A 20,099-nucleotide genomic window follows, 5' to 3' on the forward strand; every position below is an offset into this window, starting at 1 on the left:
ATGGCGGACTTGGCCGGTGTTGAGACCACGTTGCGGGCCGCGGTGGCCGAGCGGCTGGGCGAGGCGAAGTTCGGGCTCTGGTTCGGCGATGGGGTCCGGTTCGGGGTCGAGGGCGACTCGCTCGACGTCGCCGTGCCGAGCGCCTTCTCCCGCGAGTGGATCCAGGGGCACTTCGCCGAGAACCTCATCGAGGCCGGCCACGCCGTCACCGGGCGGACCTTGCGGCTCGATGTCCGGGTGCGCGACGAGGCCGAGCCCAGGCACGCCGAGGTCATCGATCCGACCCCGATCGAGGTCAGGCCCACCGCTCCAAGTCATCCGGTGGCCGCACCTTCGGCCAACCCTCCGAAGAATCCGGGGCCCAATTCGGCCCCCCGCGAGCGGCCCAGGGGCCAGGGACGGCCGGGGCGGAAGCTCGACGACTTCGTGGCGGGGCCGGGCAACAAGCTGGCCCTGGCCGCGGCCCGCGAGGCGGTCGTGTCCGAGGGGGCCTCGTTCAACCCGCTGGTGCTGCATGGTGGGGTCGGCCTGGGCAAGACACACCTTCTGGAAGGGATCGCCGGGGCGCTCAGGCAGAGGCATCCGGGCCTGAAGGTGGTGCACCTGACGGCCGAGGGGTTCACGAATGACTTCCTCGACGCCATGCGGTCGGGCACCCTGCCCGCCTTCCGGGCCAGGTATCGAGGCGCGGGTGCCCTGATCGTGGACGACGTCCACTTCTTGGCCGCGAAGCGGGCGACGCAGGACGAGTTCCTTCATACGTTCAACGCCCTGGTTGCCGAGGGGGCCCTGGTCGTGATGGCCTGCGACCAGCACCCGAGGCAGATCCCCAAGCTGTCCGACGAGTTGGCCACCAGGTTCGTGGGCGGGATGGTCGTCAAGCTCGACGCCCCCGACCCCGTCAATCGCAGGGGGATCCTCAAGGCGAAGGCGGCGGCCCGGGGTGTGGACGTACCCGACGTCGTGATCGCGTATATCGCAGAGCATGTTCGCTCCAGCGTGCGTGAGCTCGAGGGGGCGTTGCACAGCCTGATCGCGCATGCCCTGCTGGTCGGCCGGCGGATCGACCTGACCCTGGCCAGGACGGCGCTGCGGGACACGATCCGGCACACGTCGCAGGCGGTGGCCCTGAAGGATGTCGAGCGGGTCGTCTGCCAGCTCTTCCAGGTCGAGGCCGAGGCGCTCCGGTCGTCGAGCCGGGCCCACGCGGTGACGTACCCGCGGATGATCGCGATGACGCTGGCCCGCAAGCACGCGGGGGCCGCCTACAGCGAGATCGGCCGGTTCTTCGGCGGGCGGAACCACTCGACCGTGATCGCGGCCGAGAAGAAGGTGAACGCCTGGATGCTCGACGCCCGGCGGGTCCGGCTGCTGGCCGGGTTCGAGTCGGTGGCCGACATCTTCTCCAGCCTGGAGCGGACCCTGGGGATCTGAGCCGGGCGGGCTGGACGGGCCTGACACCATCGTCCCAGCGGCCCTCGGTGATTTTGCACCCAGGGCGGCGCGATCTTGCCGGAAGGCGACGCCTTGCACCTCCCATACGACGCGTCGGCCGTTTAAGATGCTGGTCCCATCACGGGACGGCCGGCCCGAAGGCGGAGGCCGTCCCTGCCCCTCGACCGACGCTCGACGCGGAGACGGCTCGACGATGACGTATCTCTCGGAAGACCCATGGCCCCTGGTCGGGCTGCTTGGGCTGATCGCGGCCGGCTTCCTGATCGCCCTGCGGGTGACGCAGCAGGGGGAGTATCTCATCCGGGCGCTGGTGGCGGCGGGCCTGGCCCTGCTCTTCCTGGCGGTGGAATGGGCCTGGGTTACCGACAACGAGCGGATCGAGGCGGTCGTCTACGACCTGGCCTCGGCCGTCGAGGCGGGGGACCTCAGCCGGGTGACCTCGCACCTGACCCCCGACGTCAGGCTGGTCCAGAACGACCGGACGCTCATCGAGGGGGGGCGCATCGACGCCCTGCTGTCGCAGCTGGAGAACGCCCGGTTCGACTTCGTGCGGGTCAATCAGCTGGAGGCCGAGTCGGGCGCCCACACGCGCCGGGGGAGGGCCGAGTTCCGGGTCGTGGCCAGCGGCACCTTCCCCACGTCGACGGCCGACCTGAACTTCGGCTCGCTCGACTCGCGGTGGGACCTGGGATTCCGCGAGACGACCCCGGGCGTCTGGAAGGTCAACCGGATCACGCCGATCCGGGGCGTGAGCCTCGGGGCGCTCCTGCGCCCGTCCCGGTAGTCGGGACGGGCCGGGCGCCTGAAGGGCTACTGCTGCGGCTGGTCCTTGCGGTCGGGATACTCCAGCACCACCAGCGAGTGCGTCTTGTCGTCGTAGCCGTACTCCTGGTAGTAGGGCAGGACCGGCAGGCGGATGCCGTTGGCCTCGACGATGTCCCGCTTGAACTCGGCGAAGTCCTTGGGATAGGCATCATTCAAGGCCTGGTACTTGTTCATCGCATCCTGGATGATCAGGATTGACGTCTGGCCGATGATGCTGGTGTAGGCGTTGCCCGAGAGCGTGATCGGGTCCTTGGCGGTGATCGTCGGCTTGCGGATGACCCGGGCGCCGGCGTCCTTCACCTCGGGCTCGACCTGGCGGATGTCTTGGGTGGTCTTGCCCAGGATCTGCCGCGTCTTGGGCTTCTTGGGCTCGTCGCAGCCGCAGGCCAGCAGCAGGGCCAGCCCGGGGGCGAGGGCCAGCCAGGGGCCGGCCCGTCGCATCTCGATACGCATGATCAGGCCTTCGTCTTGGGGTCGGGCTGGGTCGGGCCGGGGGCCCCGGACCAGTCCCACTTGCTCGTCTCGTCCAGGCGGTCGTAGCGGGTCAGGTCGAAGTGCAGCGGCGTGACGGTGATGTAGCCCTCGGACAGGCTGGTCACGTCGGTCACCGGCCCTTCCAGGTGGTAGGGGGGGGCGTAGGTCATCCAGTAATAGGTGCGCCCGCGCGGGTCGCGGCGGCGCTCGAAGCCCTCGCCGTAGCGGCCCACGCCCATCGGCACCACCCGCACCCCCTTGGTCTCGCCCCTGGAATGTGAAGGGATGTTCACATTAAAAAGCGAGCCGGCGGGGGGCTCGTTGGCCACGATCCGGCGGATGACGTCGGCGGCGTGGCGGGCGGCGTAGGGGTAGTCGAAGTGCTCGGCCAGCTCCAGCGAGACCGCCACGCTGGTGATCTTGAAGAAGGCCCCCTCGATGGCGGCGGCCACCGTGCCCGAGTAGAGCACGTTGATGCCCGCGTTGGCACCGGCGTTGATGCCCGAGACGATCAGGTCGGGGGGCCGGTCCATCAGCTCCAGCACGGCCAGCTTCACGCTGTCGGCGGGGCTCCCCTCGACCATGTAGCCCAGGGTCGAGCCGTCTTCCTCGTCGACCGTCTTGACGACCAGGGGCTCGAGCAGGGTGATCGAGTGGCCGACGCCGCTCTGCTCGGCATGCGGGGCCACCACGATGACCTCGCCGAGCTTCAGCAGCTCTTTGCGCATGGCGCGCAGGCCGGGGGCGAACACGCCGTCGTCGTTGGTCAGCAGGATGCGCACGGGCACCTCCAATACGGCAACGGGCAAGGGGTTCGGGTCGAATCGAAGGGCGAAGGCGCCGCACGGATCCTCGGCACGCCGGGCGGTCACCCGCAGGGGATCGTACGTCCGCGCCGGGGCGCCGTCAATCGACCGGCGGGCCCCGGGTTCACCGGATTGCCAAAGAACGGGACGACCCGCGAAGGTCCGACGCACTCAGCAGGAGAGCAGCGACGCCGCGGCCATCCTGCGACGCTCATTGGACTGCCGCAACTTGCGTGAATTGCGAGACTTGGGCTTCAAATTCGTGTCCCCGGCACCCGCCCCGTTCGGTGAGGCGTCCTGCAGCGGTTCGGCCCCGGCCTGAATCCCGACCGTGGCCGGCATCGCCGCGGCGAATTTGCCCCGATCGGCCAGATTCGGCCCCTCGCGTTGGGTTCGTTCGGCGCGGGCCTCGGGCTGGCTGGCCGGCTCGGCCGGCTCCTTGTCCTGGCCGCTCGCTCGCGCTTTCCCCTGGCTCAGCAGGTCCATCGCCCACCGCATCCGCCGCAGGCTGGCCGTCTCGTAGCGGCGGATCAGGGTCAGCGTCGGGTCGGCCACCACGTCCAGGCCCTGCATCGCCGCCTCGCGCATCTCGGCCTCGATCGCGTCGAGCACGCTCTCCTTGCGATCCATCAGCCGCCCGAGCTGGTTCTCGACCAGCTCGAACCGGAACGCGAGCCCGTCCGGCCCGTCGACGTCATCCAGCGGGCTGGGCAGCTCGCGCAAGTCGGGGTCGATCCCCAGCATGTCCAGCGCCAGCGACTGCTGGGCCTCGGTCCATCCGCCGTTGCAGTCCAGGGCATACCCCAGCATCTTCCAGCGGTCGATCAGCCAGTCGCACCCCGGCGCCGACGACGCCAGTCCCATCGCCGTCTCCGCCGGCCGAGCGGCTAAAGAACGCGCCTCGCGGGCAATGGCGGCCTTGCGCTCATCCTCCCAGCAATGCTCGGCCCGACGGGCCCTGAAATCGCGGGCCAGCCGCTCTTCGGCCCTGCACCGCTCGACTCGCAGGCTCTCCGCCGCGACCGTCTCGACGAGCACCCCTTCGAACGCATCAACCGGCCCCAGAGCCTCGCGGCACTCCTCGGCCCGAACCCGCAGAGCCTCGGTCTCGCGCTCAAAAAGCACCACCCCCGCCCCGGCCAGCCCATGAACCAGGCTGTTTCGCCGAGACTTCGCCTTCCCCTCGGCCGTCCTGGGCCCCGTGCTGAGCGCGGCATTGCGGCGATTGGCGTCGATGCGCCTCTGGCTGGTGGCAGTCGTACCCATGGGGCTGCGTCGCTTCCTTGGGAGGTGCTTATTCGAGCGAGTTCAACACCGGTGGCAGTCAGGCCAAAGGAGACGCAGCATCGCGCCATCACCTAGCCTAACTCCGCTATTATCCCCAGACCCACAAGTTCGTCTACGCTAAATAAAGAAAATAGGCCGAATTTTCCGGGCGGGTGACATAGTCCGATCGGGCCGGCTAAATTGAGGCAATAGAATGGACGGGGAATAGGACCGATCCATCGCGGTCCTGGCCTAACCCAAGAATGCTGGCCCAGACCTTATAGGTTTCGTATTAAGGGACGAGTTTCTGGTCCCTTGTCCCTCTCTCGGGAAGCTTATTGTGTCCTTTATCACGATCATCCTGATTTCATTCGCGCAACTCCGCGGGGCCGGCGAGTTGGCGCCGATCGGCGTATTGACCCGAGGCGGTACATATGGCGTCGCGAGCTCAGCCGCCAGGATCCCGGAGTCCGAATTCGACCGCGCGAGATCGAGCGTCGCACCGGCGGTCTTCGAGATCGTCGCCATCCCACCGGACGGCGATCCGCGACCCGCGCATAGGATCGGTTCTGCCTTCCTCATCTCACGTAAGCATCGGCTGCTCGCGACCGCCGCACATGTTGCCGATGACTCGATCAATTACGCGAGCCTGGTCGCCATCCGCAACGGGGAAGTTTTCCGCTACAAAATCGACCGGATCTGGTATTCGCCGGATACGCTGCGCCGCTTCGACCTCGGCCTGCACGAGGCGTCGCAGTACCCCGGCGACGGCGACCTCGTCTACCCCACCGACGACGTCGCCGTCGTCCACCTGGCCGGCGGCGGGCCCGATCTGCCCGTGGAATGCACCCTGGCCGGCGACGCAGAGTTGCATACGCTGGCAGACACGCCCGTTGCAACGATCGGATATTCGAAGACGGGCCGAACTCCCGCGTCCTACACCGAGACCCTCACGCGATCCATCGGCTACGGTCCGGGACGGATCCCAGACGAGGCCGCGAAACCATCATCACGCCACTGGGTCCGGGCCACCAACGACGGCCTCGACGGCACGAGCGGCTCGCCGATTTTCCTCGTCAGCGGCAAGGTCGTGGCACTCGCGTCGATAAATCTAGATAGTCGCGCAGGCAACGGCGAATGGGCCGAAGAGATGAGGGTGGATGTAATCCGGAAAATCCTCCGCTATCACGAGATCGAGAGACCGGCGAACCTCGACCACTCTCCCGAGTATCTTGCGATCGAGCGGGAGCGGGACCGCGTCCTGGCCGGGTTGCGGCGCACCGTCCGGCTCTCCGTCAAAGGCGAGTCATTGTGGGAGGATGGTAGCTATAGCGAATCCATCCGCCTCAGCCAAGCCGCGATTGCCATAAAGCCAGATTATGGGGCGGCCTACCTGAGGATGTGCCGGGCCCTGTACGAGATCACTGATCGAGAATGGGACACAACATCGACCGCCCGGCGAATCCAGCTCGCAAATCGACTTATCTTCTACGCGAAATGCTCGATCATTTTATTGAATGATGAATCCTTCCACTATTCCGATTTTAGGAATACGGATTGGTTCCTCGGGCCGCGGATTCTTCTTGCGGACTCGAACTACTTCCATTTCCTCGGCACGGGGGACGCGGCTTCCCTGAGGGCGAACATCGCCTCTCTCGACCGTGCCCTCCTCGAGGGACCCCACGTCGCGCTCGACAATCTCGATGTCGCGAGGCTTCTCGGGCGACGTGCCAGCTCGAAGGAGCGCCTCGGAGACTCGCGCGGGGCGCTCGAGGATATCGAAATGGCTGCGGAGATCATGCCCGATGACCCTGACGTAACCGGCCGAATCCCCGAATTCCTCGCCCGTAATCCGACCCTCCCTCCCAGCCTGAAATGGCTGAATGCATTTCTGCCTTATCGCACACAAAGATGAAAGAACATGTTATTTCAGAAATGGAATTTCTCCTGCTTCCCCTCCTTGAAGAAAAATCACCGAATTGTGCGGCGTCCGGTGTCGGATTAAACAAGTGGCTTACGACTGTGCATGCAGGAACTTCGCTGCCGGCGTGTCCGGAGCGGTTTCCCTTGCGGTCGTCCCCCCTTTGTTCCATCCGGCGGAGTGTCCTTTCGATGTACACCAAGACGCATGCGTTCCGGCCCGGTTCCGAGGACCTCGAGATGCGGCTGGCGCTGAGCTCGGGCATCCAATCCCCGCAGGCAGCGATCGGCTCTCTCCACAAGGCCCCCACGCCGCGCCCGACGGTCGCCGGGTCGCTCGCGGGCCGATACTTCGCCAGCGGGCTGGACAATCGCCCGGCGGACGAGCCGTATCGGGTCGACGTGAACGCGATCGGCCGGGTGACGGGCCTGGGCCGCGTGACGATGACCGGGACGATCAGCTTCGGCGGCTTCACCATCGGGGGCCAGGGAATCGTGGGCCGGGTGACGCTGACCAACGCCAAGGGCAGCATCACCGTGCACCTGACCGGCAACGACGGCAGCAGCCCGATCCCCGGCCGCCGAGTGCCACTGACCGCCTCCATTTCCGAGGGGACCGGAGCCTACGCCGGCACCCAGGGAGCCGGCCGCGCCGGAGTCCACTTCGGCCCGAACCTCATCCGGTCCATCACGACCCCCAGCCCCATCGGCGGCCGCCTGGCCTTCAACATCAGCATGGGCCCCCTGGTCCTCAGGCCAACTCCCCTGTAAGACCGGAAGGACCGGTCGAGGATCATGCCGTGAAGTAAGGGAAAGGGGACATTTCAACTCTGTTTTGGTCTGCCCTTGGCCTGCCAACCAAGTAGAATGTCCTCTTTTTCACTGTCTGGAACGGACTCTGTGGAGATGATTAAATCATTCGTAAACGCGTTTATAACATGGTCGTTGATTTCTGCGATGGGAATTGCGAGTCGACTCCCCGCCGCCGAGCCATCCGTGGGCTATGCCGACCTCCTGCGACAAGCACGCCAGATAGGCGAGTCTCTGCCGAGTGACGGAATTGATGACTTTTTCTCTCGCGCCACCTTGCTACGCGACGTCGCAATTGCGGAGGCGGCGGCCGGCGACTTAATGGCGGCAGATCGGCTTGTCAATGCCTTGCCACTTAGGCCGGATATCACTCTCCCGTGGAAGATCGATTGCAACATCTTGACCGCGCAGCCGCAGTCCAAGGCTGGAGGAATGACGCAGGCAGTAGAGACACTCCGCCGAGCGGCCGTCGAGGCGGCCGGCCTATCCAGGCCGGCCGCCAGGGTGGATGCTTGGGCGCGGATCGCGGCTGCTCTCTCATCCATTGGCCGGAAGGATGCGGCCGAGAAGCTGATCCAGTTGGCCTTGTCCGCCGCCGAGGAACTCCCACCCATCCTGCCTCGCAATTCGAGGGAAGCGGGCATGAACAAAGCCTTGTCCCTCGCCACGATTGCGCTCGTCCAATGGCAGATGAGTGACCACGAGGCGAGTGAGGTGACTGTCAAGGCTTCGCTGATCGCGGGGGCGGCCATCGAGGATGAATTGGAGAAAGCCGGGACTTTGGCGCATATGGCGATAGGGCGGGCGAGAGTTGGGGACAGCACCGGGGGCCTGCGTCTGCTCGACCTCTGGGCCTCCTGGTTCGGCCTGCGGGCAAGGGCGAGCCTCTCATTTGCGCTGTCCCAGATCGCTCGACTCCAGGACTCACAGGGCTCGCCGGAGGAGGCGACGCGGACTGCGGGGCGGATCCTTGAGCCGATGGAGAGGGCCGAAAGTTATCTCGCAATGGCGCGGGCTCGGACAGCCGCCGGGGACCGGCCCGGCGCCAAGAAGCGGCTCGATCAGGCTCGCGCGGCGGCACGCACCGTCCTGAATACGTCCGCGAAGGCTGGCCTGATCTGTCGGATCGCATCGGCTCTGGTGGAGACGGGCGACCTGTCTGCCGGCAAGGCCCTCGCGAACGAGTCGCTCAGCCTACTGGAGCAGGCCGACATCTCGACGGTGATCCAGTCGCTACGTCGCGCAGTCGTAGGCGGGCCCGATACCCCTCGGCACAATTTGCCGAACTTCCAGGCGGCGGTCGCGATCGTTCTGGCAAAGGCCGGCGACACCAAATCGGCCCGCGAACTCCTCGGCCGGGCACTCCGATCGGCCCGGTCGATCGAGGACAGAACAGGGCGAATGGTCGTCCTGGGGGAGATTGGCCTGGCCCAGATCGACGTTGAGGGGGCGGATGCCGCCTTCGCGACTTACGGACTCATCGACACATCGTTCAACGGTCTGAAATTACGCTTGGGCAGGGCGATCGCGATGAGCCAGGCGAAATCGGGTGACCTGGCAGGTGCATCGAAGACGCTCAGCTCGTTCCCTCAAGATGCACGCCAGGCCTTCGAGATCGCCGGGGCGGCCGAGGAGATCGCCGAAGCGTTGGCGACCTCGATCCTTGCCGAGAAGGTTTCGGAATGGGCGGAGCTGCAAACGATCCCGATAGCCAAGGGGCGGGCGCTGCTGGGAGCGGGGCGGGGCCTCTCGAAGCGGAGGGCTCCCGAGACGCCCTGAAAATACGCATCACGACGTCGCGCCGTCGGGCTTTCGCTCTGAGCCGGGCGATTGACCCCGGCAATAAATGATTTGATTCAAGATATTTTCCTTACGATCATTCATCGGTTTCATGAAGAAAATGGAAACTGGGACATTCAAGAATGTCATTAAGCTAAGGTGCAAAGGATTGTCATGCCCTGGCTTACGTCCGAGACGTAGGGTTCACGCCCCAACCTCGTCGAGACCGAGCGTCGCGGAGGCTGGGGATTTCGCCCCCGGTAGGCCACAGAGCCTGCCCGGAGCTAAACACAGCGACTCGACGCAAGTCTCGATTTTTGAGCAATTTACGTCTTAGCTTAATAGCATTCGGGACATTCAACTTTTCCTTTGGTGAGGTGAGAGCAAGATTGGCCACTCGATCAGCTCGCGTCAGTCGTGACAGGCCATGCCGCTGGCGCATTGTCCGGCCCTGAGGAGGACACCGGCGACTTGACCGGTTCCCCTTCCCAGAGCCGAAATCCCCCGAGGAACGCGTTGGCGTTGGCACCCGGCCGAGTGCCGGGAGGAAGCGGTTTCAGCTTCTTGGCATTTCCGCCACCGAGAACGACGTCGTCGGGTTTGAGGGCTGCAACAATGCGCTCCACGACTTCCTCAACTCGGCGCTGCCATTTCTTCCGCCCCTGCCGCTTCAACCCCGCGTTCCCCACGTAGTGCTCCAGCGTGCTCTTCTTGTAATGGAACCGGCCAAGCTCCAGCGGTTCGATGACTCCGTTCATGATCACGGTGGCGCCAAGGCCGGTGCCCAGGCCGAGAAACAGCATCTTCCCGCCTTGGTAACTCCCCAGGGCCTGAATGGCCGCGTCGTTGATGACCTTGACGGGGACGCCGAATGCGGGCTCGAAGTCAAACCCCATCCACCCGGGACCGAGGTTGACGGGTTCCGCCATCGGTTGACCGCAAAGAACCGGCCCCGGAAAACCGATCGAGACCGCTTCGTATTCCCAGTCCTTCGTCGCCGACAGGACGCCCGCGACCATCAGTTCCGGGGTTAGCTCCGGACCGGACGGGAATTTTCGCGGCTCCTCGTGTCCCGAGGCGAGCAACTTGACGTTTGTTCCACCGATGTCAATGACCAGGATCTTCATCGAGGGCTCCTCCCACAAGTTTGGACCGGGATTTCCCAGAGGAGCGTTGACTTCGATGTCCGGGACCTCACCCGACTGTCCATGACATGCATTGGACACCGGACGCATTCCCGAATCCAAGGAAAAAAGGCGAGTTCGGGGCGGCCGGCAAACCTGAAGCCCGATCAGACGCCCCACCGGTCCCATTCGACTCGGTCCTCGGCCAAGGCGATTGCGCTATGTTAGCCAGTTCAGGATGTTCATGACATTGCGATATCCAGTGATTCGGACCACCGGCCCTGCGACCGGATCGCCGATGTCCCCAGGTCTTCCACAAGCTTTCCATCTTCGTCAATCCATGTCGGCCCGTCCGAAGGGCGCGGAGCCGTTCGCTGACGATCATTTCGACGAACGAGACGCCCGATCATTTCATGACATTCCTCCGGAAACTCCGTCGAGTATCGCCGCCGACCAAAATCCCCCGGAGATGCTCCGCGCGGCCAGGCGATTGCCCCGGACAATAAATCGGTCGCCTCAAGATATTTTCCTTGCGTTCATTCATCAATATCATGGAGAAAGGTTGCGACATCGAATCGGCGAGACTGACCGCGGATGGAAGTGCCATCCCGATCGGTCTCACGATCCCAGGAGCCCCCCCGATGCGAACGAATGCCATCCTCGGGCCGCTGACCGTCTGCCTGGCATCGCTTTCCTGCGGCGTCGCCGCGGCCGATGTCCTGCCGCCGCACAGCATCGTCGACGGCAAGCCGATCGGCGAATATACGGCCGATTGGTGGCGATGGGCGCTCGGATTTTCGTCACCCGGGGATCCATTCACGGATCCGACCGGCGCCGACGCCAACCTCAATCAGTCGGGCCCCGTCTTCTTCCTCGCCGGCACGGCCGGGTCCGAGGCGACCCGGACCTTCAACGTCCCCGCCGGCAAATTCCTCCTGGTGCCGCTGCTGGTCGTCGAGCTGTCGCAACTCGAGCTTGGGGACTTCAGTCTGACCGAGGCACAGGTCCGCGCCGAGGTCAACGCGATCGTGGATCAGGTCGACTCGCTCCACGCCAGCATCGACGGGGTTGAGGTCCCGAATCTGTTCGACCATCGCGAGCAATCCCCGGCCTTCTCCTACTCGGCGGCGGCCGGCAACCCGTTCGGCGTGCCGACGGGCGACTCGGGGATCGCGGTGGCGGGCGGATACTGGCTCATGTTGTCCCCCCTGGAAGTGGGCGAGACGCACGTCCTTAGCTTCGGCGGGGGCATCAGCTCATTCAACTTCTCGGTGAGCGTGACGTCGACCATCACCGCCGTGCCCGAGCCGGCCTCGCTCATCCTCTCAACCGTGGGCCTGGGGGCAATCTGGCTCATGAGCCGCCCGAGCAGGACAGGCCGAAGTCGATCCCCGTCGCACCGGCCTCCCGCCGCCCTCGCGGCTTGATTGACGCAGGGGGAATCGGACGTTTGGCGTTGAGCTGGATGAACCCCTTTCTCCCATCTTCCGGCAAGCCAAGCACCGCACGGACCTCGGCCGCCAACGACTTCGTCTTCAACGGCGGAGACGGACCCGCCGAGGCCCTCATCAGGCCCCACGACGACGACGCCTTCGTCGCCTGGCTTTCCCGTCGGCCTGCAACCGCCGGCCCGGGAATGCCATGTGATAGCATTTTCTATCGAATAATCTATCTATTTCCATTCTACGATTAAACTGCGATCGATTCGGGTGAGGTGTGGCCCGGAAATGGGTCGGATCATGCCGTTCATCGCCTCGGGCTTGCGGTAATATCGTCGCAAGTCGGTGGTGAACTGACGCCCTGTCCTGAATCCGGGAGACCGCCATGAACGGGGCCCAGAGCTTGTTCAAGTCGCTGGTGGACGCGGGGATCACGACGTGCTTCGCGAACCCCGGCACGTCCGAGATGCAGCTGGTCTACGAGATGGGGTTGACCGACGCGGTGCGTCCCGTCCTGTGTTTGCAAGAGGACGTCGTCACCGGCGCGGCGGACGGCTACGGGCGCATGAAGGGGGCTCCGGCCTTCACGCTGCTGCATGTTGCCTGCGGGTTTGCCAATGGCATCGCCATGCTGCACAACGCTTCCCGGGCCAATACCCCACTCGTCAACGTCGTGGGCGTGAACGCCTCGTACCACCAGGCCAATTTCCCCGAGCACGAGCTGGTCAATGGTCGCGCGTCGGACCTCGCCCGGGCGGTGTCGCACTGGTGCGGCGAGGCGCGGAGCGCCTCTCACCTGGGCGAGCTCGGAGCTGAGGCGGCCGCGCTGGCGAAGACGGGCAAGGTCTGCACCATCGTGGCTCCCAACGACTATCACTGGGGAGACGCCATGCCGCCGCCGACGCTGCCTTCGGCTCACCCCACAGGGCGGCCCCGGGTGGCGCCTGAGGCGATCGCGCATGCCGCCGGGTTGCTCGCGAACGGCAAGAAGACCGGCCTGGTGCTGGGCAATCTGGCGCTGCAAGGAGAGGCGCTGGAGTTCGCCGGGCGCATCGCCGCCAGGACCGGCGCGGTCCTCATGGCCGAGACGTTTCCGTCGCGATACCTGTCGCGCGGCGAGGGGCGACCTGCCGTCGACCCGATCCCATATGAGTACGAGATCGGCGTCAAGTTCCTGGAGTCGTTCGAGCAGCTGGTTTTCGTCGGCGCCGGCTTCCCCGTCGCAACCTTCGCCTACAGGAACAAGCCGACCTACAAGAGCCCTCCGGGGTGCGACCTGTTCGCGATGGCCTCGGCGGGCGATGATCTCGAGGCGGCGCTCCGGTCACTCGCGGAGGCGGCCGGCGCAACCGGCGCGGCGGCAATCCCTCAGCCTCGGACGCAGGCGCAACCGCCTTCCGGGGAGCTGACGGCGGCGGCGATCGGGCAGTCGCTCTGCGTGTTGCTGCCGGACCATGCGATCGTCGTCGACGAAGCGGCCACGAACGGCCCGCCCATCTTCGGGGCGACCAAAGGGGCGCGGCCGCACGACCTTCTCAACCCCGTCAACGGCGGTGCGATCGGCGGCGGTGGCCCCACCGCCCTCGGCGCGGCGATCGCCTGCCCCGACCGGAAGGTCGTCCTCCTCCAGGCCGACGGCAGCGGCATGTATACTATCCAGTCGCTCTGGTCGATGGCGCGGGAGAAGGCCGACGTCATCATCATCGTCCTGAAGAACAACGCCTACGCCATCCTCGGCCTGGAGATGGAGCGGGTTCGCGAAGGCGAGACGAACGCGAAGATGAACTCGATGCTGGACCTGAACAATCCGACGCTCGACTGGGTGAACCTCGCGACCGGCCTCGGCGTGCCCGCAACCCGGGCGGGAACGGCCGAGGAGTTCCACCAACGTTTCGAGGCCGCGCTCGCCGCGAAGGGGCCGCAGCTCATCGAGTGCCAGGTTCGCACCCCGAACGAGTGGAATGCACTCGAAGCGTATGTCCACAAGACACGCTGAGGCCGGGGACGAGACAGATCAGCGTAAGCAAAACGGGGACAATCGGCAGGCGCGAATGTCCCCGTTTTCGTTCCCCAATGGGAGGGCTTATGAGTCATTCCGATCGTCGAAGTTTGCGATCTTTGGAAAGGTACCTGTCGAGCGACGGTGCGACTTCTGCGTTAGATGAGTGGTATCGGTCAATTCGGGACGTCCCCCTCGCCGATCTATCCATCGCTGACGTAGCTCGATCGTGCCGCCAGAATCTCTTCCCTGATTACGTAATTCCTGTTGCGATTCGACATCTCAGAAGGAACCCGCTCGCTGGCGAGCTGTATGACGGGGAGCTGCTCGCGTCGCTCCGGAACGTGGTCGCGGGGTTCTGGAATCGAAACGCCGACCTGAAAACAGAGCTATCTGCGATTTTTGCAGGCCTCGATGAGCTTGAATTGGACAATGAAACAATTGCAGACATCGGGTTGATCCGCAGGAACGCCGATCTCATTTAGAAGCTGTTCTTGCCGTCCAGGGCCATCCCTCACGCGAGGCTCTTCGAGGCGACGATCGAGTACGACGGGAGCGAGCGCGATCCGTGCTTTTCCGCGAGCAGGCCGAGGATCTCGGTCTGGCTACCGATGAGGTCGACGAGCTTCTGCGGCAGGTCCAATCCCTCGGCCTCGTCCGTCGAGGTTTCGAGGCAACGGTCGATCTCCCAGCGACCATCGTGGAGTGGTCCCGTGTCGATGGACTCGTCCGAGGCGATCGACCAATCCGTCTCGCCCAGGAGCCCCCTCAGGGTGGACCCGGAGAACGGCGATCGGACGTTGGCGTCGCTGTCGGTCTGGTAGGCCTCGACCTGCCCCTGGATCAGGACGGCCAGCATGTGGGCTACCTGGTCGATCGAGCGAGGTTCCAGGTCCCACTCCGCGAAGCACAACGTCGAGGCCCAGGGTCGGACGCGGGCCAGCGACCGGCGGAGCTGGTCGAGCGAGCCGAAGTACCAGGAGCAGTGGGCGAAGACGACATAGTCGAACGAGTCGGGCGGGAAGCCGTTCGCCTCGTCGAGCAGGTCGTAGCCGTAATGGAACGCGATCCGAGGTCCGAGGGCTGATTCCGACAGGTGCTCGGCCGACCTCCCGACCGTCACGGGCCCCCCGTAGTCCGGGTCCGCGTTATCGATCGCGGTCACCCGGCCCGAGCTGCCGACCACATGGGCCAGCACGGCGGTCATGTCGCCCTGCCCGCAGCCGACCTCCAGCACCCTCGCCCCTTCGGGAATCCGCCATCCACGGACGAGTTGGAGCCGCATCCGGGTCTGGATCACCTGGACATCGGGGCACGCGGCATACAGGGCCATCTGGCTGGCGATGAATTCGGCTTCGTCCACGCGGGATCCCTTCGAAGATGTCAGCGGGTCGGATCGAGGCCCCCCCTGTGCGGCCCCGCGATCCGACGAACGACTCAAATCAGCAACAATGCGCCGCCTGTGGCCGACTGGTCCACATGCTATGGTCCTGCCGCCCACGGGGATAGACGGCGGACGAGAGTAACGCCATCCCTCGTTGAGTCATCGACCCGCAAACGCCGAGTGACCGACGAGGGCGACGCGCCTGATGGGACGCGGCCGCGGAAGGTGTTAGAATTGAGCCAGACCCGTCGCATGCTCGTGAAAGATCGACGCGAACCGTCCGCCCACGAGGCCACCATGAGCGCCCTCAGACACCACTTCGCCGATCGGGAACTGGGCGGGACCGTTGAGGCCCTCTCGTGGTTCCGCCGACAGGGAGGGGTGGCCGGCAACCAGGGGGAACCTCGCGGTGTTTCCGAAGTTGTCGGCGCGATGGTGTCGCGCCACAACGGACTGTTCCTGCTGGTCGCCGAGCTCGATGCCGAGGCCCGCCGCCTCGTTCAGGATGACCAGGTCGTCGGCGAGGACGCTCGCTCGCTGCTGGCCGCGGGGCGGCGGATGTACGCCCAGTGGATCGAGACGGCGGCCCCCTTACTCGACCTCGTCGAGGAGTGCCGGGAGCGGGGCATCCCCGTCGAAGGCGCGGAGACGCTGCGGATCTATCGCGACGTCGCCGGGGCCTCGCAGATGGACGAGTCGTCGCCGACCGCCGCCGCGAACGAACCGGCGGCCTCTCCGCGCGAGCTGGATCCGGCGATTCGCGACGCGATCCGCTGGAGCTGGGGCCAGCATGAGGCCGCTTATCGGTCTCTGGGGCGATGAGCGGCGGGACGACCGGGTGGGGACGATTCGCAAGACGTTCCCGGCGTCGGCCGGATCATCCGACGATGTTGTTGTATTCCTCATGCGACCCGATCCAGTACCAGACTCGGAGATCGCCGACGCGGCCGTAGAGCGCTCGGTAGGTCGCCCCGATCCGCACGGAATGGCTGTTCTTCTCGTAGGTGGGATGTTTTGATTTGGAGATTGGCTTATGGTGCAGGGAGCTGTGTGAGGGATTGATCTTGAAGAGGTCGTAGGTCGCCCTGGCGAGTTTCTGGATGCGCGGGGGGAGCTTGTTGAACCTGGTTTTGGAGTCTTTGGTCCGGCGATCTTCAATCACCAAACTGCTCCATCGGCTCTGTCTCGCCGGCGGAGATGGCACGGAAGGCCTGGTCTTCGAGCGCGGAAAATTGGGGGGCTTGGAAGAAATGCTCGTCGCTCAGCGGCACGCCTGCCGCGATGACGACGTTGGACTTGAGTTTTGCGAGATCAGCATTGAAGGCTTCCTCGAATCGCGCTCGGAGTGAGGATTGAGCGATGATGTCGAGCAATTCGTTGGCCATGACGAGCCAATCGGCGTATAGCTTGGCGATGCGCTCCGCCGCATCTGCCGCGTCGGGAATCGTTCCTTTGTAAATCGCCTCATAGATCTCGGCCTCGATCTCTTCGATCTCGGCGTACATCGCGTTACGACCGACGAGCATGCCTTTCATGACATGCAAGTAGTCACCAACCATCGATTCGAAGGCCGCTTTACGTCTGAACCACCCCGCCTCATGCCGACTCTGTTCCAGACGCATCTCGCCGTAATCGATCATGAGGCTAGACATGGGGCAATTCCTTCGGCAGCAACCGGGGCGACGGGCCCTCTTCTCGAAATTGCATCGAGATGGATGTTCCGGCACATTATCCGAGATTAGCTGAACAGTTCCCTGATGGGTTCTCCGGCGTCGATGAGGTAGGTGGGGCGGCGGGTTCGGTCGTCGAAGGCGGTGGAGCGGGCGTCGATGCCGAGGTAGTGGTAGATGGTGGCGGCGACGTCCTGGGGGTTGATGGGGCGGTCGTTGACGTACTCGCCTCGTTCGCTGGTGCGGCCGATGACCTGGCCCATCTTCCACGACCCGCTGCCCATCAGGACGCTGAAGGCCTTGCCCCAGTGGTCGCGGCCGGCGTCCTTGTTCATGCGGGGGGTCCGGCCGAACTCGCCCATGGCGACGACGAGGGTGGAGTCGTAGAGGCCACGGTCGACGAGGTCGTCGATGAGGGAAGCGATGGCTCGATCGAGGGGGGGGATGAGCTTGTTGGCCCCTTCCTCGGTCTTGAGCTGGGGGGCCGTGCCGTGGTGGTCCCAGGGGACGCAGTTGACGGTGACGAAGGGGGTTCCGGCCTCGACGAGGCGGCGGGCGAGCAGGGCGCTCTGGCCGAAGGTGTGGCGGCCGTAGCGGTCGCGGAGCCTGGGGTCTTCGCGGTCGATGTCGAAGGCCCTGGTCACGGCGTCGCCGGTGAGCATGTCGAAGGCGCGCTGGTTGTAGGCGTCGAGGTCGCGGAGCTTGGGGTCGGCGTCGCGGCGCACCTGGTCCATGGCGGCGAGCATCTTGCGACGGTCTTGCAGGCGGTCGAGGGTCAGGCCCGCGGGCAGGCGGAGGTTCTTGACGCCGTACTTCGAGTCGTTGGGGTCGGACTCGACGACGAAGGGATTGGAGGCGCCGCCGAGGTAGGCCGCGTAGTGGAAGAGGTTGTCGGTGCCGCCTCGGAGGTGGGGGACGGCGACGTAGGTGGGCATGCCGGGCTGGCGTGAGTCGCGTAGGCGGGCGACGGCCGAGCCGATGGAGGGGCGGCGCTGGACGGTGTTGTCGGGGGCGTTGAAGGCGGGGCCTTCGTGGCCGGTGAGCATCCAGTGGTTGCCCTTGGTGTGGTCGCCCGAGCCGTGGTTGACTGTGCGGAGGACCGCGAGCCGGTCCATGCGGCCGGCCAGCTCGGGCATCAGCTCGCCGAAGTGGACGCCGGGGACCGAGGTCTTGATGGCGCCGAAGGGGCCGCGGTAGCCGGCGGGGGCGTCGGGCTTGGGGTCCCAGGTCTCCATGTGACCGGGGCCGCCGCTGAGCCAGAAGAGGATGACGCTGCGCGGGTGGGCGGCGGCACCGGCCTGAGCCCTGAGGCGAAGCAGGTCGGGCAGGGCCAGGCCGCCCAGGCCGAGGGTCCCGACCTGGAGGAAGCTGCGGCGGGTCAGGCCGTCGCAGTGCCGGGCGGCCTCTCCGGAGATCTTGAGCATGGGACGGCTCCGGGCGTGCGCGAGGAAAACTCGAGCGTCTCTCGCCTGAACGTACCATCCCCGCCGGGAAACGGGGGATGGGACCTGCGCTTCGCCGCGGAGCCGGTCCCCGTTTTCCGCGACTCCCGGGCGGGGACCGCTCTTATTCCTACAAATGTCTTCCGATGAGCCCGGCGTGTCAAGGGCGGGCGCGGGTCAGTCGGCCTTCTTGGACCAGATGGGGGCGATGTCGTCGGAACTCTGGCGGCGGACGCCGTTGTCGCTGAGGATCTCCTCGGTGGCTTCGGCGACTTCCTTGCGGTTGAAGACGAGGATCTCGGAGCTGCGGTCGTCGAACTCGATGGTGACGAACTCGGACTTGCCGTCGCGGAGGACCTCGACGAGATGCTCGAGGTTCTTGATGGAGATGTCGTCGACCTTCTTGACCACCTTGGTGAGCGGGTTGGAGTAGCCCTTGCTGACCTTGTGGGGGAAGAGGGGCGACGAGATCATCACCAGCTCCTCGCCGGGGAACTTGGGCTGGTCGCCGCGGCGGGTGGCGAGCGGGCTGCCGATGGCGGCCATGAAGCCCATGAACCCCCCTTGCCGGTCGAGGCTGCTGAGCAGCTCGGACGAGGCGGGGGAGAAAACCAGGGGGCCCCAGACGAAGTAGGAGGGGTAGGAGCCGTCGAGGCTCTCCACCAGCAAGGGCCGGCGCGGCTGGACGGGGAGGTCGATCTCCATCGGCTTGCCGTCGCGGACCACCGAGACGGTGACCTTGCCGTCCTTGGCCAGGGACTGCACGGCGTAGCGGAAGTCGAGGCGGAGGTTCTTGCCCGCCTTGACCTTGCCGACGCTGTCGACCTCGCGGTCGCCGACCTTGGTGATGACGTCCCAGGTCTTCAGAGTCGAGCCGACGTCCTCGGCGGGGTCCTTGACGACCATGCCCTCGGTGCCGGGGGGGAGCTTGAGCTTGGCGCGGAGGGCGGGGTTTTCCAGGGTCTGGTAGGAGTCGAAGAAGGCGGGCTTGCCTTCGTACTTGCCGTCGGCGACGTCCTTGAGGAAGAGGTCGACCTCCTCGGTGGGGATGATGTAGCCGATGTTGTCGGCGGTTCCCAGGCGGCTGAAGGCCAGGCCGATCATGGCGTCATTGACCAGGGCGGGGCCGCCGCTGTTGCCGGGGTTGATGGCGGCATCGACCTGGATGCGCAGGCCCGAGGTCTGGTTGTTGTAGCCGGTGAACTCGATGCGCGAGACGATCCCCTTGGTGACGGAGAGGCTGTCTCCGCCGGTGGGGTATCCATAAACGACCACGCTGTCCTTGACCTCGGGCAGCTCGGCGACTCGCTTCAAGGGGGGCCGTTTGTCGAAGAACGACTCGTCGTCGAGCTTCAGGACGGCCAGGTCGATGCCGGGGGCGATCGACTCGACGGTGGCGGAGACCTTCTGGCCCGACTGGTGGGGCTGGACGAAGACCTGGCTGGCGTAGAGGACGACGTGCGCATTGGTGAGGATGCGCTTGCCCTCGATGACGACGCCGGTGCCGCTCCCCTCGCGGGGGCTGGCCTTGGTCCAGGGCCGCAGGGGGTCGGGCGACCTCATGGTCGCGTAGACCTTGACGACCGAGTCGCGGATGGCCCCCTCGCCGGCGTCGTCGGCGCCCGCCCTGGCTGGGGCGAAGATCGCCGCGAAGGTGAAGGCAAGGGCGAGCAACGGGGTCGCGTTCCGCATCATCGAGGGCTCCC

The 20,099-nt window shown here is 65.6% G+C and carries 18 protein-coding genes; 9 read left to right on the top strand and 9 right to left on the bottom strand.

Annotated features, from left to right (window positions below; genetic code table 11):
- Both dnaA and EP7_RS00010 read left to right on the top strand, forming a co-directional pair.
- The gene (dnaA, locus tag EP7_RS00005; RefSeq protein ID WP_463525483.1) at nt 1–1,434 is read left to right on the top strand and encodes a chromosomal replication initiator protein DnaA; all 1,434 of its coding nucleotides are present in this window, start codon (nt 1–3) and stop codon (nt 1,432–1,434) included.
- A 214-nt stretch (nt 1,435–1,648) separates the two neighbouring features.
- Nucleotides 1,649–2,239 (top strand): Cif family virulence factor, encoded by a 591-nt coding sequence (locus tag EP7_RS00010; protein ID WP_463525484.1) that lies wholly within the window; start codon nt 1,649–1,651, stop codon nt 2,237–2,239.
- 26 nt (nt 2,240–2,265) lie between these two features.
- Here the strand turns inward: EP7_RS00010 and EP7_RS00015 are convergent, their stop codons facing one another.
- The 3 genes from EP7_RS00015 to EP7_RS00025 form a co-directional block, all read right to left on the bottom strand.
- Nucleotides 2,266–2,733, bottom strand: coding sequence for a hypothetical protein (locus tag EP7_RS00015; protein WP_463525485.1), 468 nt, complete (start codon nt 2,731–2,733; stop codon nt 2,266–2,268).
- 2 nt (nt 2,734–2,735) lie between these two features.
- Nucleotides 2,736–3,536 (bottom strand): 5'/3'-nucleotidase SurE, encoded by an 801-nt coding sequence (gene surE, locus EP7_RS00020; RefSeq protein ID WP_463525486.1) that lies wholly within the window; start codon nt 3,534–3,536, stop codon nt 2,736–2,738.
- 195 nt (nt 3,537–3,731) lie between these two features.
- A complete protein-coding gene (locus tag EP7_RS00025) occupies nt 3,732–4,826 on the bottom strand; it encodes a hypothetical protein (RefSeq protein ID WP_463525487.1) in 1,095 nt (364 codons plus the stop codon).
- 397 nt (nt 4,827–5,223) lie between these two features.
- Between EP7_RS00025 and EP7_RS00030 the strand changes: the two genes are divergently transcribed.
- The 3 genes from EP7_RS00030 to EP7_RS00040 all read left to right on the top strand — a co-directional run bounded on the left by EP7_RS00030 (nt 5,224) and on the right by EP7_RS00040 (nt 9,335).
- Nucleotides 5,224–6,741: a S1 family peptidase gene (locus EP7_RS00030; protein WP_463525488.1), complete on the top strand. Its 1,518-nt coding sequence runs from the start codon at nt 5,224–5,226 to the stop codon at nt 6,739–6,741.
- Between the two features lie 197 nt (nt 6,742–6,938).
- Nucleotides 6,939–7,517, top strand: coding sequence for a hypothetical protein (locus EP7_RS00035; RefSeq protein WP_463525489.1), 579 nt, complete (start codon nt 6,939–6,941; stop codon nt 7,515–7,517).
- Between the two features lie 75 nt (nt 7,518–7,592).
- Nucleotides 7,593–9,335 (top strand): hypothetical protein, encoded by a 1,743-nt coding sequence (locus tag EP7_RS00040; protein WP_463525490.1) that lies wholly within the window; start codon nt 7,593–7,595, stop codon nt 9,333–9,335.
- A 401-nt stretch (nt 9,336–9,736) separates the two neighbouring features.
- Here the strand turns inward: EP7_RS00040 and EP7_RS00045 are convergent, their stop codons facing one another.
- On the bottom strand, nt 9,737–10,462 hold the full coding sequence (locus tag EP7_RS00045; protein WP_463525491.1) for an ROK family protein: 726 nt from the start codon (nt 10,460–10,462) through the stop codon (nt 9,737–9,739).
- Nucleotides 10,463–11,100: 638 nt separating this feature from the next.
- Here EP7_RS00045 and EP7_RS00050 point away from each other — a divergent pair.
- From EP7_RS00050 to EP7_RS00060, 3 genes are all read left to right on the top strand, one after another.
- Nucleotides 11,101–11,886 (top strand): hypothetical protein, encoded by a 786-nt coding sequence (locus EP7_RS00050; RefSeq protein WP_463525492.1) that lies wholly within the window; start codon nt 11,101–11,103, stop codon nt 11,884–11,886.
- A 397-nt stretch (nt 11,887–12,283) separates the two neighbouring features.
- The gene (locus EP7_RS00055; protein ID WP_463525493.1) at nt 12,284–13,894 is read left to right on the top strand and encodes an acetolactate synthase large subunit; all 1,611 of its coding nucleotides are present in this window, start codon (nt 12,284–12,286) and stop codon (nt 13,892–13,894) included.
- 89 nt (nt 13,895–13,983) lie between these two features.
- Nucleotides 13,984–14,382: a contact-dependent growth inhibition system immunity protein gene (locus EP7_RS00060; protein WP_463525494.1), complete on the top strand. Its 399-nt coding sequence runs from the start codon at nt 13,984–13,986 to the stop codon at nt 14,380–14,382.
- A gap of 29 nt (nt 14,383–14,411) precedes the next feature.
- Here EP7_RS00060 and EP7_RS00065 read toward each other — a convergent pair whose 3' ends face one another.
- Nucleotides 14,412–15,260 carry a class I SAM-dependent methyltransferase gene (locus EP7_RS00065; RefSeq protein WP_463525495.1) on the bottom strand — a complete coding sequence of 283 codons (849 nt, stop codon included), beginning with the start codon at nt 15,258–15,260 and terminating at the stop codon, nt 14,412–14,414.
- 318 nt (nt 15,261–15,578) lie between these two features.
- Here EP7_RS00065 and EP7_RS00070 point away from each other — a divergent pair, with 318 nt between their 5' ends.
- On the top strand, nt 15,579–16,103 hold the full coding sequence (locus EP7_RS00070; protein ID WP_463525496.1) for a hypothetical protein: 525 nt from the start codon (nt 15,579–15,581) through the stop codon (nt 16,101–16,103).
- A 55-nt stretch (nt 16,104–16,158) separates the two neighbouring features.
- Here EP7_RS00070 and EP7_RS00075 read toward each other — a convergent pair whose 3' ends face one another.
- The 4 genes from EP7_RS00075 to EP7_RS00090 form a co-directional block, all read right to left on the bottom strand.
- Entirely contained in the window at nt 16,159–16,443 is a 285-nt protein-coding gene (locus EP7_RS00075) for a ParE family toxin-like protein (RefSeq protein WP_463525497.1), read from the bottom strand.
- Nucleotides 16,436–16,933, bottom strand: a complete 498-nt coding sequence (locus tag EP7_RS00080) for a hypothetical protein (RefSeq protein WP_463525498.1) — start codon at nt 16,931–16,933, stop codon at nt 16,436–16,438. Before EP7_RS00080 ends, EP7_RS00075 begins: the two co-directional genes overlap by 8 nt.
- Nucleotides 16,934–17,019: 86 nt before the next feature.
- Nucleotides 17,020–18,375, bottom strand: a complete 1,356-nt coding sequence (locus EP7_RS00085; protein ID WP_463525500.1) for a DUF1501 domain-containing protein — start codon at nt 18,373–18,375, stop codon at nt 17,020–17,022.
- 195 nt (nt 18,376–18,570) lie between these two features.
- Nucleotides 18,571–20,085, bottom strand: coding sequence for a S1C family serine protease (locus EP7_RS00090; RefSeq protein ID WP_463525501.1), 1,515 nt, complete (start codon nt 20,083–20,085; stop codon nt 18,571–18,573).
- Nucleotides 20,086–20,099: the final 14 nt, after the last annotated feature.

The sequence above is a fragment of the Isosphaeraceae bacterium EP7 genome, assembly GCA_038400315.1.
Classification (GTDB): Bacteria; Planctomycetota; Planctomycetia; order Isosphaerales; family Isosphaeraceae; genus EP7.

Bases quoted from the DNA above. Each gene is read 5' to 3' on its own strand.
- EP7_RS00085 (WP_463525500.1), bottom strand. From the start codon at position 18,375: ATGCTCAAGATCTCCGGAGAGGCCGCCCGGCACTGCGACGGCCTGACC.
- EP7_RS00010 (WP_463525484.1), top strand. From the start codon at position 1,649: ATGACGTATCTCTCGGAAGACCCATGGCCCCTGGTCGGGCTGCTTGGG.
- EP7_RS00060 (WP_463525494.1), top strand. From the start codon at position 13,984: ATGAGTCATTCCGATCGTCGAAGTTTGCGATCTTTGGAAAGGTACCTG.
- EP7_RS00050 (WP_463525492.1), top strand. From the start codon at position 11,101: ATGCGAACGAATGCCATCCTCGGGCCGCTGACCGTCTGCCTGGCATCG.
- dnaA (WP_463525483.1), top strand. From the start codon at position 1: ATGGCGGACTTGGCCGGTGTTGAGACCACGTTGCGGGCCGCGGTGGCC.
- EP7_RS00080 (WP_463525498.1), bottom strand. From the start codon at position 16,933: ATGTCTAGCCTCATGATCGATTACGGCGAGATGCGTCTGGAACAGAGT.
- EP7_RS00015 (WP_463525485.1), bottom strand. From the start codon at position 2,733: ATGCGTATCGAGATGCGACGGGCCGGCCCCTGGCTGGCCCTCGCCCCC.
- EP7_RS00035 (WP_463525489.1), top strand. From the start codon at position 6,939: ATGTACACCAAGACGCATGCGTTCCGGCCCGGTTCCGAGGACCTCGAG.
- EP7_RS00090 (WP_463525501.1), bottom strand. From the start codon at position 20,085: ATGCGGAACGCGACCCCGTTGCTCGCCCTTGCCTTCACCTTCGCGGCG.
- EP7_RS00055 (WP_463525493.1), top strand. From the start codon at position 12,284: ATGAACGGGGCCCAGAGCTTGTTCAAGTCGCTGGTGGACGCGGGGATC.
- EP7_RS00025 (WP_463525487.1), bottom strand. From the start codon at position 4,826: ATGGGTACGACTGCCACCAGCCAGAGGCGCATCGACGCCAATCGCCGC.
- EP7_RS00070 (WP_463525496.1), top strand. From the start codon at position 15,579: ATGAGCGCCCTCAGACACCACTTCGCCGATCGGGAACTGGGCGGGACC.
- EP7_RS00045 (WP_463525491.1), bottom strand. From the start codon at position 10,462: ATGAAGATCCTGGTCATTGACATCGGTGGAACAAACGTCAAGTTGCTC.